Source organism: Pseudomonas sp. FP2309 (assembly GCF_030687575.1).
GTDB lineage: Bacteria > Pseudomonadota > Gammaproteobacteria > Pseudomonadales > Pseudomonadaceae > Aquipseudomonas.
On record NZ_CP117439.1, the window covers coordinates 5,410,875 to 5,427,152 of the forward strand.

At 60.6% G+C, this 16,278-nt stretch carries 15 protein-coding genes; 7 read left to right on the forward strand and 8 right to left on the reverse strand.

The genetic code is table 11. The annotated features are described in order from the left end of the window. Nucleotides 1-3: 3 nt before the first annotated feature. Both PSH59_RS25040 and PSH59_RS25045 read right to left on the reverse strand, forming a co-directional pair. Complete coding sequence (locus PSH59_RS25040) at nucleotides 4-672, reverse strand: fimbria/pilus chaperone family protein (protein WP_305395333.1); 669 nt, start codon at nucleotides 670-672, stop codon at nucleotides 4-6. 151 nt (nucleotides 673-823) lie between these two features. Continuing rightward, nucleotides 824-1,471, reverse strand: a complete 648-nt coding sequence (locus PSH59_RS25045; RefSeq protein WP_305393908.1) for a DUF1120 domain-containing protein — start codon at nucleotides 1,469-1,471, stop codon at nucleotides 824-826. A 447-nt stretch (nucleotides 1,472-1,918) separates the two neighbouring features. Here PSH59_RS25045 and ppx point away from each other — a divergent pair, with 447 nt between their 5' ends. Beyond that, on the forward strand, nucleotides 1,919-3,421 hold the full coding sequence (ppx, locus tag PSH59_RS25050) for an exopolyphosphatase (protein WP_248081726.1): 1,503 nt from the start codon (nucleotides 1,919-1,921) through the stop codon (nucleotides 3,419-3,421). A gap of 152 nt (nucleotides 3,422-3,573) precedes the next feature. Here ppx and ppk1 read toward each other — a convergent pair whose 3' ends face one another. After that, nucleotides 3,574-5,796, reverse strand: a complete 2,223-nt coding sequence (ppk1, locus tag PSH59_RS25055; RefSeq protein WP_248081727.1) for a polyphosphate kinase 1 — start codon at nucleotides 5,794-5,796, stop codon at nucleotides 3,574-3,576. A gap of 18 nt (nucleotides 5,797-5,814) precedes the next feature. Then, entirely contained in the window at nucleotides 5,815-6,828 is a 1,014-nt protein-coding gene (hemB, locus tag PSH59_RS25060) for a porphobilinogen synthase (RefSeq protein WP_305393909.1), read from the reverse strand. 207 nt (nucleotides 6,829-7,035) lie between these two features. Between hemB and PSH59_RS25065 the strand changes: the two genes are divergently transcribed. Continuing rightward, nucleotides 7,036-7,671 (forward strand): DedA family protein, encoded by a 636-nt coding sequence (locus tag PSH59_RS25065; protein ID WP_248081730.1) that lies wholly within the window; start codon nucleotides 7,036-7,038, stop codon nucleotides 7,669-7,671. Here PSH59_RS25065 and PSH59_RS25070 read toward each other — a convergent pair. Beyond that, entirely contained in the window at nucleotides 7,652-8,887 is a 1,236-nt protein-coding gene (locus tag PSH59_RS25070; protein WP_305393910.1) for a sterol desaturase family protein, read from the reverse strand. The two genes, PSH59_RS25065 and PSH59_RS25070, sit on opposite strands and share 20 nt — an antisense overlap. Before the next feature lie 116 nt (nucleotides 8,888-9,003). Here PSH59_RS25070 and elbB point away from each other — a divergent pair, with 116 nt between their 5' ends. Beyond that, complete coding sequence (elbB, locus tag PSH59_RS25075) at nucleotides 9,004-9,669, forward strand: isoprenoid biosynthesis glyoxalase ElbB (protein WP_305393911.1); 666 nt, start codon at nucleotides 9,004-9,006, stop codon at nucleotides 9,667-9,669. Nucleotides 9,670-9,725: 56 nt separating this feature from the next. Here elbB and PSH59_RS25080 read toward each other — a convergent pair whose 3' ends face one another. After that, nucleotides 9,726-10,181: a YaiI/YqxD family protein gene (locus PSH59_RS25080; protein WP_305393912.1), complete on the reverse strand. Its 456-nt coding sequence runs from the start codon at nucleotides 10,179-10,181 to the stop codon at nucleotides 9,726-9,728. Nucleotides 10,182-10,183: 2 nt separating this feature from the next. Next, complete coding sequence (locus PSH59_RS25085; RefSeq protein WP_305393913.1) at nucleotides 10,184-12,079, reverse strand: cytochrome c/FTR1 family iron permease; 1,896 nt, start codon at nucleotides 12,077-12,079, stop codon at nucleotides 10,184-10,186. Nucleotides 12,080-12,346: 267 nt separating this feature from the next. Here PSH59_RS25085 and PSH59_RS25090 point away from each other — a divergent pair, with 267 nt between their 5' ends. From PSH59_RS25090 to PSH59_RS25105, 4 genes are read left to right on the forward strand one after another with little or no spacing between them, the layout of a single operon-like run. After that, nucleotides 12,347-13,744 carry a COG3014 family protein gene (locus tag PSH59_RS25090; RefSeq protein ID WP_305393914.1) on the forward strand — a complete coding sequence of 466 codons (1,398 nt, stop codon included), beginning with the start codon at nucleotides 12,347-12,349 and terminating at the stop codon, nucleotides 13,742-13,744. Nucleotides 13,745-13,754: 10 nt separating this feature from the next. After that, the gene (locus PSH59_RS25095; RefSeq protein WP_003176846.1) at nucleotides 13,755-14,126 is read left to right on the forward strand and encodes a YcfL family protein; all 372 of its coding nucleotides are present in this window, start codon (nucleotides 13,755-13,757) and stop codon (nucleotides 14,124-14,126) included. Nucleotides 14,127-14,161: 35 nt separating this feature from the next. Continuing rightward, the gene (gene lpoB / locus PSH59_RS25100) at nucleotides 14,162-14,749 is read left to right on the forward strand and encodes a penicillin-binding protein activator LpoB (RefSeq protein ID WP_248081742.1); all 588 of its coding nucleotides are present in this window, start codon (nucleotides 14,162-14,164) and stop codon (nucleotides 14,747-14,749) included. A 3-nt stretch (nucleotides 14,750-14,752) separates the two neighbouring features. Next, nucleotides 14,753-15,493, forward strand: coding sequence for a penicillin-binding protein activator LpoB (locus PSH59_RS25105; RefSeq protein WP_305393915.1), 741 nt, complete (start codon nucleotides 14,753-14,755; stop codon nucleotides 15,491-15,493). Nucleotides 15,494-15,597: 104 nt separating this feature from the next. Here PSH59_RS25105 and PSH59_RS25110 read toward each other — a convergent pair whose 3' ends face one another. After that, a complete protein-coding gene (locus PSH59_RS25110; RefSeq protein ID WP_248081746.1) occupies nucleotides 15,598-16,230 on the reverse strand; it encodes a LysE family transporter in 633 nt (210 codons plus the stop codon). Between the last annotated feature and the right edge of the window lie 48 nt (nucleotides 16,231-16,278).

Genomic DNA, 16,278 nt, shown 5'->3' on the forward strand with positions numbered 1-16,278 from the left:
CGCTTACCCCTCACTGGCTTCAACCGAGGCACGGAAGATGTCGGTCGAAAATCCGTAAACCGTCGCCGGTTGTATCTCGACTGCAGACACCCCCTCCAAGCGGCCTTCGACCATTGCCGTCAGGGTTTCCCCCGGTAATAGATAGGTACGCGGCAACAAGGCCACGCCCTGTGTGGGAAGCAACTGCACCTCGGAGGCCAGGCGGACCACATACGCGCTGTCGTTATGTACGCTCAGACGGTCACCGTTGCGTGCCCATTTGAGCAATTCCCATGGCGAGTTATGCCGAGGTAAGCCTTTGGGGTGCAGGATCAACGGCAGGTTTTGCCGCAGCGTGATACCAATGGTCGCACCGTCCGCGGCACGGGCCTGAGGGATTCCCTCAAAGGAAACACGCTTCAATCGCTGGGTTTTGAGTGGCGCCTTCAAAGTGCTGATGAACCGGACCAGCTGGACGTCGCCCGCCTCTACACGGCTGATGGGCGGTGTGACAATAAGCAGCGGCTCGGTATCTTCAGGCACGTCCTCTACTACAGAGTAAAGAAGCGCCGGCCCCGAATCGGTATTTTCTACATTAATGGTGGCCTCGCCCTGTTCCTCATAAAGAATAACCAGCGTGGTGTCCGGACGCATACCGTCCGCCACTGCCACAGTTGAAAAACAGAGACACATACTTGCACTTGATAACAGCGCCTTACTTATCTTTAAAAAAGCACGCACTTCGTTTCCCCGCTCGTATAAAACCGACCACACACGCTCAAACACCCACGTAAAAACAGCCGACAAGAAGTGAAGGGTTTCGTTATCGGCTGTGTTCCGTGGTTTATAGGTAACTCAATACCAACGTGGCGCGCCCATCCATGGCGATGTCGCGGCTCAAGTCCAGATCCTGCGCTTTGTTGATCACGGCTTTCACGGCGATGGTGCCCGTCATCTGGCTGATCGATGCAGGCGAAAAAGACGAGCCGGAACGCCAGGAATATTGGCTCGGTGTCTGCGCGACTTTTCCATCGCTGCTCTGCCAGGTACCCGCACCCACTCGTGTGATGGGATGAAGCACCGTCCCCACAGACCGCAGGTCCCTGAGGGTCACCGAGTAACCACCGGTTCGCTTGGTACCCACGCTGCCCAGCCCGTAGTTCTGCGCTTCGGTATAGCCTGCACCGAGAATGCCGTACACCTTGCTGCCGGACTGCAGGTCGCTGAAACTCAGGCCGAACTTGGCGGGGGTGTTGCCGCAATTGATCGCCACTGAGGTGACGCGCTCCTCGCGCGGATTGAATGCGGTTTGCGACAGCTCGGAGGACCGTATGACGCCGTAATCGATAATGCCGCTGCCGGTCAGGCTGAGGTTGCAGGACGCGGGCGTGATCGTCCCTCTCACCACCAATTGGGCACTGGTGGAGGCCTGGGCACTCACCACTGCAGCCAGGCACACAACTCCGAGAGTCAACCCTACAATTTTTTTCATATTTGACCTGTGACTGAAAGTTATCCGGCGTATTTATTTTTACCTTGGCGTGACACGCCATAAATAAGTACCACCACGGCAGAATTGCCGGATCACAGTCTGACGTTTCACGAGCCCATTAAAAAATAAGACAACCTTTCAATGCATGTGAGAGCCATTAGAAACAAACGTCGGCCAAACTTATTAACCCAGTAGTCCCAAACACAAAAACAACTAAACCATAAACCCCAAGCCTGTGGGGATAATCTTAGCGAGCCTTAAAACTGCAATAAGTTAAACTTTCCTACTCATACCTGTACGGACTCAACGGTGTCCCGAAAAGACAACCTACAGTTTCCGCAATAACGCCCTACAGCCAGGCTCAGAAAAATTCCCGTAGCGCTACGCGTTGGCGTCAGCGGTCGATCGTGGCACGATGGTCAGGTTATCGACCGAGACCCCCAAACCATGCCGCAAACCCAAGCCAAGAATCTGTCCCTGATCGCCGCCATAGACCTGGGCTCCAACAGCTTTCACATGGTCGTGGCCAAGGCCCAGAACGGTGAGATCCGCATCCTTGAGCGGCTCGGCGAGAAAGTGCAGTTGGCAGCCGGGATAGACGACGCGCGCCAGCTCAATGAAGAGTCCATGCAGCGCGGGCTCGATTGCCTTAAACGTTTTGCCCAACTGATCAATGGCATGCCACTGGGTGCCGTGCGGATTGTGGGCACCAACGCCTTGCGCGAGGCGCGTAACCGCGGCGAATTCATCCGCCGCGCCGAGGAGATCCTCGGGCACCCGGTAGAAGTCATCTCCGGCCGTGAAGAAGCGCGCCTGATCTATCTGGGCGTGTCCCATACCCTGGCCGATACCCCCGGTAAACGCCTGGTGGCGGACATCGGCGGCGGCAGCACCGAGTTCATCATCGGCCAACGCTTCGAACCGTTGCTGCGTGAAAGCCTGCAGATGGGCTGCGTCAGTTATACCCAGCGTTACTTCAAGGACGGCAAGATCACCCCGGCCCGCTACGCCCAGGCCTACACAGCGGCGCGCCTGGAAATCATGAGCATCGAGCACGCCCTGCACCGCCTGACCTGGGATGAAGCCATCGGCTCGTCCGGTACCATCCGCGCCATCGGCCTGGCCCTCAAGGCGGGCGGCCACGGTACCGGGGAAGTCAATGCCGAAGGCCTGGCGTGGCTCAAGCGCAAGTTGTTCAAGCTGGGCGATGCCGAGAAAATCGACTTCGATGGCATCAAACCCGACCGTCGCACCATTTTCCCGGCGGGCCTGGCGATTCTGGAGGCGATCTTCGACGCCTTGGAACTCAAACGCATGGACCACTGCGATGGCGCGCTGCGTGAAGGTGTGCTCTACGACCTGCTGGGCCGTCATCACCATGAAGACGTGCGCGAACGCACCCTCACCTCGTTGATGGAGCGTTATCACGTCGACCTGGAGCAAGCGGCGCGCGTAGAGCGCAAAGCCCTGCATGCCTTCGACCAAGTGGCCGAAGACTGGGACCTGCAAGACGGTGTATGGCGTGAGCTGCTGGGCTGGGCCGCGAAGGTGCATGAAGTGGGTCTGGATATTGCCCACTACCATTACCATAAGCACGGCGCCTACCTGATCGAGCACTCCGACCTGGCCGGTTTCTCCCGGGAGGACCAGCAGATGCTCGCGCTGCTCGTGCGCGGCCATCGGCGCAATATCCCCAAGGACAAATTCGCTGAATTCGGCGATGACGGCATCAAGCTGATCCGCCTGTGCGCCCTGCTGCGCTTTGCGATCCTGTTCCACCATATTCGTGGTACCCAGGAAATGCCCCAGGTCAAACTGCGCGCCGATGGCGACAGCCTGGAAGTGATGTTCCCCAAAGGCTGGCTGGATGAAAACCAGCTGACCCAGGCGGATTTCGGCCAGGAAGCGGAGTGGCTGACACGGGTGGGGTTCACACTGAACGTGCGCTAAAAAACCAGGACGTGCGGGCGGGCGTGTTGTGGTGAGGGCGGGCCGCTGCGCAGCCCGGCGCGGGCAAGCCCGCACACCACAACGGCTTCACTCACCATCGGGGTGCACGGGCACGCCACACAGACAAGCCGGCCAAAACATTGGAGCCCGCTTCAGTTCACCGACAGAATCGGGCTACCCAGCTTCTCCAGCAACGTCGCTTGGGCGCTGCGTGGGTTTTGGTTGCCGGTCGGCGTATTGCGCACGTAACGGCCGTCCGACTGCAGACTCCAGCTGTGGGTGTTATCGGTGAGATAACTTTCCAGCTCTTTCTTGACCCGCATGATCAGCTTCTTGCCCTCGACCGGGAAGCACGTCTCCACGCGTTTATCGAGGTTTCGCTCCATCCAGTCGGCACTGGAGAGGAACATCTGCTCTTCGCCGCCGTTGAGGAAGTAGAACACCCGCGTGTGCTCCAGGAAGCGGCCAATGATCGAGCGCACGTGGATATTGTGCGACACGCCGACGATGCCAGGGCGCAGGCAGCACATGCCCCGCACCACCAGATCGATACGCACACCGGACTGACTGGCCTTATACAGCGCGCGGATGATCTTCGGATCGGTCAACGAGTTGAACTTGGCAATGATGTGCGCCGGTTTGCCGTCCAGGGCGAACTGCGTCTCGCGGGCAATCATGTCGAGCATGCCCTTCTTGAGGGTGAACGGTGCGTGCAGCAGCTTCTTCATGCGCAACGTCTTGCCCATGCCGATCAACTGGCTGAACAGCTTGCCAACGTCTTCACACAAGGCGTCGTCCGAGGTCAGCAGGCTGTAGTCGGTGTAGAGCTTGGCGTTGCCGGCGTGGTAGTTACCGGTGCCCAAGTGGGCGTAGCGCACGATCTCACCGGCTTCGCGGCGCAGAATAAGCATCATCTTGGCGTGGGTCTTGAAGCCGACCACGCCGTAGATCACCACCGCACCGGCCGCTTGCAGGCGGCTGGCCAGTTGCAGGTTGGATTCTTCGTCGAACCGCGCACGCAACTCGATCACCGCGGTGACTTCCTTGCCGTTGCGCGCGGCGTCCACCAGGGCGTCAACGATTTCCGAGTTGGCACCGGAGCGGTACAGGGTCTGGCGTACGGCCAACACATGCGGGTCTTTGGCGGCCTGGCGCAGCAGGTCAACCACCGGGGTGAAGGACTCGAACGGGTGCAACAACAGGATGTCCTGCTTGCTGACCACGCTGAAAATGTTCTCGCTGTTTTGCAGCAGTTTCGGAATCTGCGGGGTGAACGGCTTGTATTGCAGCTCCGGATGGCTGTCCAGGCCAGTGATGCTGAACAGGCGCGTCAGGTTTACCGGACCGTTGACCTGATACAGCTCGGTCTCGCCCAGATTGAACTGCTTGAGCAGATAGTCCGACAGATGCTTCGGACAGGTGTCGGCCACTTCCAGTCGCACCGCATCACCGTAGCGCCGCGAGAACAGCTCACCGCGCAGGGCACGCGCCAAGTCTTCGACATCTTCGGAATCCAGCGCCAGGTCGGCGTTTCGGGTCAGGCGGAACTGGTAGCAGCCCTTGACCTTCATGCCTTGGAACAGGTCATCGGCATGGGCGTGGATCATCGACGACAGGAACACATAATTGTCGCCAGCGCCTCCCACCTCTTCCGGTACCTTGATGATCCGTGGCAACAGGCGCGGCGCAGGGATGATCGCCAGGCCCGAATCGCGACCGAAGGCGTCAATGCCCTCAAGCTCAACGATGAAGTTAAGGCTTTTGTTCACCAGCAACGGAAACGGGTGCGTCGGGTCAAGGCCGATCGGCGTGATGATCGGCGCGATCTCGTCACGGAAGTAACGGCGCACCCAGGTCTTGATCTTGGTGGTCCAATGACGGCGACGGATGAAGCGGACCTGATGTTTTTCCAGTTCCGGCAGCAGGATGTCGTTGAGAATCGCGTATTGGCGATCAACGTGACCGTGCACCAGCTCACTGATTCGCGCCAGGGCCTGGTGCGGCTGCAGGCCGTCGGCGCCGGCCTGTTCACGGGCGAAGGTAATCTGCTTCTTGAGGCCGGCCACGCGGATCTCGAAGAATTCGTCCAGGTTGCTGGAGAAGATCAGCAGGAACTTCAGGCGTTCGAGCAGCGGATAGGACTCATCCAGCGCCTGCTCCAGCACGCGAATGTTGAATTGCAGTTGGGACAGCTCGCGGTGGATGTACAGGCTGCTGTCATCCAGGTTGGTAATCACCGCGACGGGGGCCGGCGCAGGCGCTTCGGCCACCACCACAGGCGGAGCCGGCTCAAGCTCCGGCGGGGTCTCGGCGACTTGTTCAACCACCGGATGAGCGTCTTTTACTGCCACTTCGGAGAGTCCTTCGGTATTCATCGAGTGTTCCTGTGAGGGCTATTGTTGCTCTCTAAGCAATTGGGCGGCGCGGGCGGCAAAATAAGTCAGAATGCCATCAGCCCCCGCACGTTTAAAGGCCGTCAGGGATTCCAGAATCACCCCTTCACTCAACCATCCATTCTGTATTGCAGCCATGTGCATGGCGTATTCGCCGCTGACCTGATAGACAAAGGTCGGCACCTTGAATTCATCTTTGACCCGCCACAGGATGTCCAGGTACGGCATCCCCGGCTTGACCATGACCATGTCAGCGCCTTCGGCCAGGTCGGCTGCCACTTCGTGCAGGGCTTCCTGGCTGTTGGCCGGGTCCATCTGGTACGAGGCCTTGTTGGCCTTGCCCAGGTTCAGGGCCGAGCCCACCGCATCACGGAACGGGCCGTAATAGGCGCTGGCGTACTTGGCCGAATAGGCCATGATCCGCACATTGACGTGGCCGGCCACTTCCAGGGCTTCGCGAATCGCCTGGATGCGGCCGTCCATCATGTCCGACGGTGCCACCACCTGGGCGCCCGCAGCGGCGTGGGACAAGGCCTGTTTGACCAGTGCGTCGACGGTGATGTCGTTCTGAACATAGCCGTCGTCGTCGAGGATGCCATCCTGGCCGTGGGTGGTGAACGGGTCCAGCGCCACGTCGGTGATCACCCCAAGCTCCGGGAAACGCTCGCGCAGCGCGCGGGTGGCGCGCTGGGCAATGCCTTGCGGGTTCCACGCTTCGGCCGCATCCAGGGACTTGAGTTCAGACGGCGTGACCGGGAACAGGGCCAGCGCTGGAATCCCCAGTTCGACCCAGCCCGCCGCTTCTTCAAGCAGCAAATCAATGGTCAAACGCTCGACCCCCGGCATTGACGCAACCGCTTCACGCCGATTTTCACCGTCCAGCACGAATACCGGCAGGATCAGATCGTTCGTCGTCAGTACGTTTTCACGAACCAGACGGCGAGAAAAATCATCACGGCGGTTGCGACGCAGACGGGTGGCGGGAAACAGGCGATTGGCTGGGGTAAAGCTCACGACAGACTCCTGAGCCCGGGTTTACGGGCGAGCGTTGCAGTTATAAGCGGTCATTATGACGAAAGAATGACAGTTGTGTTTATCGATGCGACCTGTAGTGGCATTCGTCGTTTCTGTAGGAAATGTTCACTTCGTGACACATCTCGATACTTTCATGAATGTTCACGAAGGCGTAGGCTGCGCGTTCATTTCGCCAGCACCCAGACCATGCTTCAACAATTTCTGCATGACTTCGGCTACTTTGCCCTCTTCCTGGGCACCTTCTTCGAAGGCGAAACCATCTTGGTTCTCGCAGGCTTCTTGGCGTTCCGTGGTTACATGGATATCAACCTGGTGGTGGTCGTTGCCTTCTTCGGCAGCTACGCCGGCGACCAGCTTTGGTACTACATGGGGCGCAAGCACGGGCGCAAGCTATTGGCGCGCAAACCGCGCTGGCAGTTGATGGGCGACAAGGCCCTGGAACATATCCGCAAACACCCGGATATCTGGGTGCTGAGCTTCCGCTTCGTCTATGGACTGCGCACCGTGATGCCGGTGGCGATCGGCCTGTCCGGCTATCCGCCGATGCGCTACCTGATTCTCAACGGTATCGGCGCCGCGGTCTGGGCGGCGGCACTGGGCGCTGCGGCCTACCATTTCGGCGCCGTGCTGGAAGGCATGCTTGGCAGCGTCAAGAAGTACGAACTGTGGGTGCTGGGCGCGTTGCTGCTGCTGGGCTTCGGCCTGTGGCTGCGCCGCCGCTTCAAGAATGCGCGTATCGCACGCCAGGCCTGTGCCGATGCCAAGGCCCAGCTCGCGGCCGAGCAGGCCGCGGTCCAAGCGCCTAAGACACCCGTCGAGTAAACCGGCTTCTACAGCTGTAGAGGCCGATCAGGCTGAGCAGGCTGTAACTCAGCAGGGCCAGCCAGCCCACATGGCTGGCCGGCCACAGCCCAACCAGCGGCGCCAGCCACACCAGCGGCACATTCAGCGCCATGCGTGTCAGCTCGGCTTTCAGCGCCCATGGCCGGTTCTCCAGGGCCACGCCCAAGGTAAACAACCCCAGCGCCATCACGCTCCAGCCCACCACCAGCGCTGCGGTGGGCAACCCCTCGCCAGCATTCATCAAATAACTGCCAAACCCCACATACACGGCAAACTGCAGCGCGATATACACCTGTTGGCGCGCCTCCAGCGGCACGTCAAATTTGCGGAACTGGCTCAAGTCCGGCTTGGCCTGCGGGTACCGTTCCCTCACGTCCGCCGGGCGCCAGCCGGTACGCATGAACCAGATGCGCAACTTGTCCCACCAGCGTTCGGTGCGCCGCGCATCACTCCACAGCTGCGCATAAAACTGCAGGTTGGCCCACAGCGGGTTCCAACTGGCCAACGGGGTGGTTACCCCGAAAATCACCGGTTCGTTGTCGTCTTCTTCCTGGAAGGTTGCGAACAGCCGATCCCAAAGAATGAACACCCCGCCGTAGTTGCGATCCATGTAAAGAGCGTTCTGTGCATGGTGGGCCCGATGATTGGACGGCGTAACGAAGAACCACTCGAACCAGCCGAGCTTGGGCACGTGGCGGGTATGTACCCAGAATTGATAGAGCAGGTTGAGCGAGGCCACGCTGATAAACACCACCAGCGGTACGCCGAGCACGGCCAGGGGCAGGTAGAAGATCCAGCTCAGCAAAAAGCCGGTGCTGGTCTGGCGCAGGGCAGTGCTGAGGTTGTAGTCCTCGCTCTGGTGATGCACCGAATGCGCGGCCCACAGGATATTGCGCTCGTGGCCCATTCGATGCAGCCAGTAGTAGCAGAAGTCGTAGAGCACGAAGGCGAGCACCCAGGTCCAGACACTCCGGGCAGGCAGTTCGATGACGGCCAGGTGTTTGAGGGCGAATGCGTAGGTCAGCAGCCCCACACCCTTGGTCAACAACCCAGTGGTGGTGGACAGCACGCCGGTGCTGAGGCTGTTGATGGCATCCGCGACCCGGTAGTTACGCTGCCCGCGCCAACGATCGGCGAGCAGTTCCACCACGATCAGGGCGATGAAAAACGGTACCGCATAAGGCACGAAGTCCATGGGCTGGTCCGGTCTGTTTTTGTGACATCAAGAGTAGGTGCAGCGGTAGGAGATCCCATTGGCAACAGGTTACAAATTAGTAGACATTTAACGCCAAGACTTCAGGAGAAATGCCCATGAGCAAAAAGATTGCAGTGATCCTTTCCGGCTGCGGCGTGTACGACGGCTCAGAAATCCACGAAAGCGTGATCACCCTGCTGCGCCTGGATCAACGCGGCGCCCAGGTCCAATGCTTTGCCCCCGACATTGCGCAGTTGCACGTGACCAACCACCTGACCGGCGAAGAGATGCCCGAGTCGCGCAACGTGCTGGTGGAATCGGCGCGCATTGCCCGTGGCGAGGTGAAAGACATCGCCCGGGCCAATGCAGAAGACTTTGACGCCCTGATCGTGCCTGGTGGATTTGGCGCGGCCAAGAACCTGTCGAACTTTACCGTGCAAGGCGCCGGTTGCAGCGTCAACCCGCAGGTATTGGCGCTGGCCGAGGCCTTTGCCGAAGCGGGCAAGCCGGTGGGGCTGATCTGCATTTCACCGGTCCTGGCCGCGAAGATCTATGGTCCGGGCGTGACCTGCACTATCGGCAACGATGCCGAAACTACCGCCGCATTGGACAAGATGGGCGCCAATCACCAGGAAGCCACGGTTGAGGACATCGTCGAAGATACGGCGCGCAAATTGGTCAGCACGCCGGCCTACATGCTCGGCAAGAACATCAGCGAAGTTGCATCCGGGATCAACAAGCTGGTGGATCGAGTGTTGGAACTGACCCACGAAAATGACTGATCAACGGACAGAGCAATAAATTGTGGTGCGCGAGGCGAGCTCGCTCACCACGGGGCTCAGGCCGGGCGCATCAACTGGGTGAGAATGCGGTCCAGCGCGTTGGCAAATGCCTGTTTGTCCTTCTCCCCATGGGGCGGTGGACCACCGCCCATCTGGCCCTGTTCGCGCAGGTCGGTAAACAGGTTACGCACCGCCAGACGCTCACTCATATTTGCGGGGCTGAATTCCTTGCCGCGAGGATCGAGGGCGGTAACGCCCTTCTTCACCAAGCGGTCGGCCAAGGGCACGTCGCTGCAAATCACCAGCTCGCCAGGAACCGCGTGCTCCACCAGGTAATCATCCGCGGCATCCGGCCCGCTGGGCACCACAATCAGCTTCACACAGGTAAAGCTCGGCTTGATCTGGCTTTGCCCGGCCACCAGCACCACCTCGAATTGGCGCTTGAGGGCAAACTTCACCACCTGATCCTTGGCCGCCCGCGGGCAGGCGTCGGCATCGATCCATACCCGCATGGTCATGCCGCCACGCGCCGCTTTTCGGCCAGGCGACTGCGACCGTACAGCACCACAATCGCCAGGATCGCCACGGCCTGGGCGCTCAACGAATAGGCGTCGGCGTGGATGCCCAGCCAGTCAAAGTCAAAGAACGCCACCGGTCGTGTGCCGAAGATGCCCGCTTCCTGCAACGCCTTGACGCCATGCCCGGCGAACACTACCGACAGAGCGCACAACAAGGCCGCGTTGATGCCAAAGAACAACGCCAGCGGCAGCTTCGCCGAGCCCCGCAAAATCACCCAGGCCAGGCCCACCAGCAGCACCAGTGCGGTGGCGCCACCGGCCAGCACCGCGTTGTGCCCGGCGGGGCCGGCCTGCAGCCACAGGGTTTCGTAGAACAGGATCACTTCGAACAGCTCGCGGTACACCGAGAAAAACGCCAGCATCGCGAACCCGAACCGCCCGCCGCCGCCCACAAGGCTGCTCTTGATGTAGTCCTGCCAAGCCGCGGCATGGCGGCGGTCGTGCATCCACACCCCCAGCCACAGCACCATCACGCTGGCGAACAGCGCGGTGCAGCCTTCAAGCAATTCGCGCTGGGCGCCGCTCACGTCAATCACGTATGCCGCCAACGCCCAGGTGGCCAAACCGGCCAACAGCGCCAGGCCCCATCCTACGTTGACGCTGCGCACCGCCGACTGCTGGCCGGTGTTACGCAGGAAGGCGAGGATCGCCGCCAGCACCAGAATCGCTTCCAGGCCCTCACGCAGCAGGATCAGCAGGCCCGAGATGTAGCTCAGCGACCAGCTCAAGCCGTCGCTGCCCAGCAAGCCGGCGGATTCTTTGAGTTTGCCCTTGGCCACGTCCAGGCGTTGTTGCACCTGCTCGATTGGCAAACCGTCCTGCAATGACTGCCGGTAGGCCATCAGGGCCTTTTCGGTGTCTTTGCGCACGTTGGCGTCGACGTTATCCAGCGAACTTTCCACCAGCTCGAAGCCTTCCAGATAAGCCGCCACGGACAGGTCGTAGGCTTGTTCGTGTTCACCGTTACGGAACGCGGCGAGGCTCTTGTCCAACGTCGTCGCGGTGTAGTCGAGCAACTGCGCAGGGCCACGCTTGACCTGCGGCGGTTGCGCACGCTGGGCGCGGAAGGTTGCCGCGGCGGCGGGGCCTTCTGCGGCCAGCACTTCATTTGGGGTTTGGCGGGCCAGGTCGGCAAGGTTAAAGGACTGCTCGCTTTTCGCCGCCGTGGGGTCGGCCGTGAAACCGGCGATGTAGGTGGCCAGGTCCCAGCGCTGGCGGTCGTCCAGTTGGTCGGCGAAGGACGGCATATCGGTGCCTTCGACGCCCAGGCCCAAGGTGTTATAGATCGCGTAGAGGCTCAGGCGGTCCAGCCGTGCGGCATCGCGCAGATTGGCTGGCGGCGGCGTCAGGCCCACGCCTGCGGGGCCATCACCCGCACCGGTCGTGCCGTGGCACACCGAGCAATGCTGGGCGTAGAGCGGTGCACCCCGCGCTGGATCAGGCGTGATGGCCGGGGCCTGGCTGACCTCATACGCCACCGCCAACCTGGCACCCAATTGGCGGGCCTGGCGCGCGACGGTCGCGCCGTCCTGGCGAGCGGTGACCGCGGCCAGCAGTTCGTCGACGCCTTTGACCAACTCGGCGCGCTCAGGCTTTTGCGGCAAATCCGCCACCAGCCCCTGTAACACCCCGAGAAACTCCACCTGCTCGCGGTATTCCGAGTCATCGATAACCTTGCCCGCTTGCACCGTCGGTGGGTAATCGGCACCAATGTAGTCCAGCAAATGCAGGGCCTGCGGGGCGCCCTCGGCAGTTGCGGCCATCAGGTTGACGCTGCACGACATCATCGCCGGCAATATCAGCCAGGCGAGAAAACGGAAGAGGGCAGTCATGAATGAATCTCAAAGGGAAACAAGAAGTAACACATTGTTGAGGTTTAACGACTTTGACTCAAGGCGTAAGTGAGTTGGCGGGTTTAAAAGCGCAGAGCTTGCAGACCAGGTAATGGCACTTTTGCCAATCACATCACAGCAAAAAGCCATTGTTTAGCCAGCAATGGCGCCTATAATGCTGCGCCCTGTTAGTGCGAAAGGGAATTTCGTTCCTCGCGTTCATGAGGAATCAACATAACGGTTGACCACTTTCAGGGAAGAAGTCACATGGCATTTCGCGCCTTAACTCCGCTCGCGCTCGCAGCGGTGACGATGCTCTCCGGCTGTTCGATGTTCCGCAGCTACGACACCGAGCTGCAAGCCACCAACCAGCAACTGGCCACCGGCAATGTCGACGCCGCCCTGACCCTGCTGGAAAAGAACAACACCGGCGAAGACAAAGACCTGCTGTATTTCTTCGAAAAGGGCGAGTTGCTGCGGGCCAAGGGCGACCTGACCGGCAGCCAGACCGCCTGGCGCAGTGCCGACCTGCAAGTCTACAAATGGGAAGAGTCGGTCAAGTTCGATAGCGCAAAGTACCTCGCCCAGTTCGGCAGCTTCCTGGCCAACGACAAGGTGCGCCGCTACGAAGGCTACGACTACGAAAAAGTCATGTTGACCACGCAGATGGCCTTGAACCTGCTGGCCTTGAATGACTTCGACGGCGCACGCACCGAGATCAAGAAGACCCATGAACGCGAGGCCGTGATCGCCGACGTGCGCGACAAGGAATACCTCAAGCGCGAGGATGAAGCCCAGCGCGAAGGCGTCACCACTCAGATGAAAGACCTGAGCGGCTACCCGGTCGAAGCCCTCAACGCGCCGGAAGTGGTTGGCCTCAAAAACAGCTACCAAAGTGCGTTCAGCCATTACCTGGCTGGCTTCGTCTACGAAGCCTTGGGCGAAAAAGACCTGGCCGCCCCCGGCTATCGCAAGGCCGCTGAGCTGCGCCCCAATACACCGTTGCTGGAAAAGGCCCTGCGGGACCTGGACAAATCCAAGGTCGGCGCCAATGAAACCGAGGTGCTGATCGTGGTGCAGAGCGGCCTGGCGCCGGCCCGCGACTCGATCCGCCTGCCGATCCCGATCCCGATCAACGGCAACCTGGTGATCACCCCGCTGTCGTTCCCGGTAATCAAGGCCGACACCTCCACCGCCAGCTTCGCCCAGATCGGCATTGACGGTCAGCAGCAGAACCTCACCGCCCTCAATAGCACCACCGCCATGTCGCGCCGCGCCCTGCGCGATGACATGCCGGGGATCATCCTGCGCACCACTGTGCGTGCGGTCACCCGTGGCGTGGCGCAGAACAACCTGAACAAAACCAACCCTATGGCCGGCCTGGTGCTGGGGATCGCCTCGGCCGTGACCGAAGGCGCCGACACCCGTACCTGGCGCACCCTGCCGGACATGACCCAAGTGACCCGCCTGCGCCTCAAGCACGGCGAGCATCAGGTCAGCCTGCCCAACGCCTTGGGCGGCACGCTGGTGACGGTCAAGGCCGACCAGCGCTACCAAGTGATCACCCTGCGTGTGGTCGGCAACCAAGTATTCGCCGGCGGCCTGGCAGCCCATGTGGTGCCGAGCACCACGCCACAGGCCATCGCCACCCTCAAACAACCTTAAGGAGCGCGCTATGCGTCATTTCATCCTCGGCGCCCTGGCGCTGGTTCTGCTCGCCGGCTGTGCCACCCCGCCGCCACCGGAGCCTGGCAGTGCCGCCAGCAAAATCGTGGTGATGGGCAAGTTCAAAGGCATCGCCGTCGGCGCCATCCGCGTTGCGCGCGAGAACGGCTTCCTCACGGCCAAGGTGCAATTGAGCAACATCACCAGCAGCAACCAGACGCTGTATTACCGCTTCGCCTGGCTGGGCGCCGACGGCTTCCCGGTAGGCGACGAGGACACCTGGAAAGTGCTGAACCTGTACGCCAACCAAGCGACGTTCCTGCCGGCCATCGCCAATTTGCCGCAGGCGGCGGACTTCCGCCTTGAAGTCAAAACCCCTTGAGCCGTCCCCCACTTAAGCGCCAGAGAGATTTCCCCATGTTTGCACGCTTCTCGATCCTCGCCGTCGTCGCCGTCCTGGCCAGCGGTTGCGCCAATACCTCGCCGGTACTGGGCAGCAAGAACATTAACTACGGTGACACCAAGGCCGTGGAAACAGTGACCAACGAGTTCGGTTCCACCGACCTGCAGATGATCGCCGAAAGCATGACCCGCTCCCTGGCCCAGTCCGGCATCCTGCAAGGCCGCCCGGTGGTCCAGGTGTATGACGTGAAGAACAAGACCAGCGAGTACATCGACACCCGCGAGATCACTACCTCGATCAAAACCCAACTGATGAAGACCGGCACCGCGCGCTTCGCCAGTGACAACACCGACATGCAAAGCCAGGTCGACCAGCTCAAGCTGCAGAACCAGAGCGGCCTGTACAAGAAGTCCACCGTGAACAAGACCGGCAACATGGTCGCGGCCAAGTACCGCCTGGAAGGCTCCATCAGCTCCATCGTCAAACGCAGTTCGGACTACAAGGACGTGTTCTACAAGTTCAGCCTGCAGCTGATCGACGTCGAGAGCGGCCTGGCCGAATGGATGGACGAAAAAGAAATCCGCAAAACCACGGAGCGCTAAGCAATGCGTGCATGGATTGGCATGATCGGTCTGCTGTGCGCCTTCGGCGTGTCGGCCGCACCGAAGATCGCAGTGACCGACCTGGCCTACGAGGCGCGGGTCGAGGAATACATTCACCAGGTCTCGGCCAGCAACAATTTCCAGGCCAGCGCCTACCACGCCAGCGGTGCCTCGAACTACAGCGAGTACGAAAGCCGTACCAGCTACATCGAGCAGACCGAGCTACGCAAGTTCAGCGGTGATATCAAGGGCGAGATCCTCAAGTCACGCCAGTTCCAGCTGGTGCAGGGCACGCCCTACACCGCCGATGCAAAGGGTGACGTCTATGACGTGATCAAACGCATCAAGGCCGGCAACTTCAAGGGCGCGGACTACGTGCTGTTCGGCACGCTGTCGGACATAGACTTCACTCAGGACATCAACGCCCTGGACCACACCGACAGCTACTCGGCGGTGCTGGGCCTGACCCTGGTGGCGGATTTCAGCCTGATCAACACGCGCACCTTCGAAATCACCTCGGCGTTTACCGCCATGGGCGAAGGCCAGGACACGAAACTGGTGAACAGCCGCGACGTACGCGTGAGCCTCAATCGCCCGCGAGTGGTGAAGGAAGTGTCGAAAGCCTTGGGTGAGGACGTGGCGCGACAGCTGGCAGAGCAGTTGGGCGGCGGCTACCAGGACCCCGGCCAGCCAATGTTGCGCAACAATCTGCCACGGGATGAAGCGCCGAAGATTCTGCGCTAGGCCGCGATTTCATTCTTCACGCAATACCAATGTGGGAGCTGGCTTGCCCGCGACAGCCTCGTCGCAGGCACGCCAGCTCCCACGGTTTGATTCGTTTTGGTCCTTTACGCCGTTGCGCGATGCAAGCTGGCGAGGAAGCCCGCAGCGCCAACAAACAACCCGGCAAACGTGCGATTCACGCGTTTTTGCTGCTTCGGCGTGCGCAACAGACGCAACACCTTCGACGCCAGCCCGGTGTACCCCGCCATCACGATCATATCGACAGCGATCATGGTCGCACCCAGGATCAGGTACTGGATCAGCAGCGGCGCCTGCGGGTTCACAAACTGCGGCAGCACCGCCAGCATGAACACCAGGGCCTTGGGGTTACTGGCGTTGACCAGAAAACCACGGAACATCATCGCCATTGGCTTGCCGACCGGACGAGGGGTCGCGTCGTCGGTCATGTCCATGGGCAATGCACGCCATTGCTTGATGGCCAGGTACACCAGGTACGCCACGCCAAACCATTTGATCGCATAAAACGCGGTAGACGATGCCGCCAGAATGGCACCCAGTCCGCAGGCCACCACAGCAATCTGCATCGCCAGGCCCAGTTGCAGGCCGATGGCGTTCCAGTAGCCGCGCACGAAACCGTATTGCAGGCCGCTGGACATCGAAGCGATGGCACCGGCACCAGGGGACAGAGAGATGATCCAACTGGCCAGGAAGAAGGCCAGCCACGTATCGAGTGCCATTGCACACCTCGGAAGGGAGTTTGCTGTTGTGGCCTTAAGCTAACTCCG

Excerpts from the sequence above, each read along its gene's own strand:
- PSH59_RS25040 (WP_305395333.1), bottom strand. The coding sequence starts at position 672 with ATGTGTCTCTGTTTTTCAACTGTGGCAGTGGCGGACGGTATGCGTCCG.
- PSH59_RS25045 (WP_305393908.1), bottom strand. The coding sequence starts at position 1,471 with ATGAAAAAAATTGTAGGGTTGACTCTCGGAGTTGTGTGCCTGGCTGCA.
- ppx (WP_248081726.1), top strand. The coding sequence starts at position 1,919 with ATGCCGCAAACCCAAGCCAAGAATCTGTCCCTGATCGCCGCCATAGAC.
- ppk1 (WP_248081727.1), bottom strand. The coding sequence starts at position 5,796 with ATGAATACCGAAGGACTCTCCGAAGTGGCAGTAAAAGACGCTCATCCG.
- PSH59_RS25065 (WP_248081730.1), top strand. The coding sequence starts at position 7,036 with ATGCTTCAACAATTTCTGCATGACTTCGGCTACTTTGCCCTCTTCCTG.
- PSH59_RS25070 (WP_305393910.1), bottom strand. The coding sequence starts at position 8,887 with ATGGACTTCGTGCCTTATGCGGTACCGTTTTTCATCGCCCTGATCGTG.
- elbB (WP_305393911.1), top strand. The coding sequence starts at position 9,004 with ATGAGCAAAAAGATTGCAGTGATCCTTTCCGGCTGCGGCGTGTACGAC.
- PSH59_RS25080 (WP_305393912.1), bottom strand. The coding sequence starts at position 10,181 with ATGCGGGTATGGATCGATGCCGACGCCTGCCCGCGGGCGGCCAAGGAT.
- PSH59_RS25085 (WP_305393913.1), bottom strand. The coding sequence starts at position 12,079 with ATGACTGCCCTCTTCCGTTTTCTCGCCTGGCTGATATTGCCGGCGATG.
- PSH59_RS25090 (WP_305393914.1), top strand. The coding sequence starts at position 12,347 with ATGGCATTTCGCGCCTTAACTCCGCTCGCGCTCGCAGCGGTGACGATG.
- PSH59_RS25095 (WP_003176846.1), top strand. The coding sequence starts at position 13,755 with ATGCGTCATTTCATCCTCGGCGCCCTGGCGCTGGTTCTGCTCGCCGGC.
- lpoB (WP_248081742.1), top strand. The coding sequence starts at position 14,162 with ATGTTTGCACGCTTCTCGATCCTCGCCGTCGTCGCCGTCCTGGCCAGC.
- PSH59_RS25105 (WP_305393915.1), top strand. The coding sequence starts at position 14,753 with ATGCGTGCATGGATTGGCATGATCGGTCTGCTGTGCGCCTTCGGCGTG.
- PSH59_RS25110 (WP_248081746.1), bottom strand. The coding sequence starts at position 16,230 with ATGGCACTCGATACGTGGCTGGCCTTCTTCCTGGCCAGTTGGATCATC.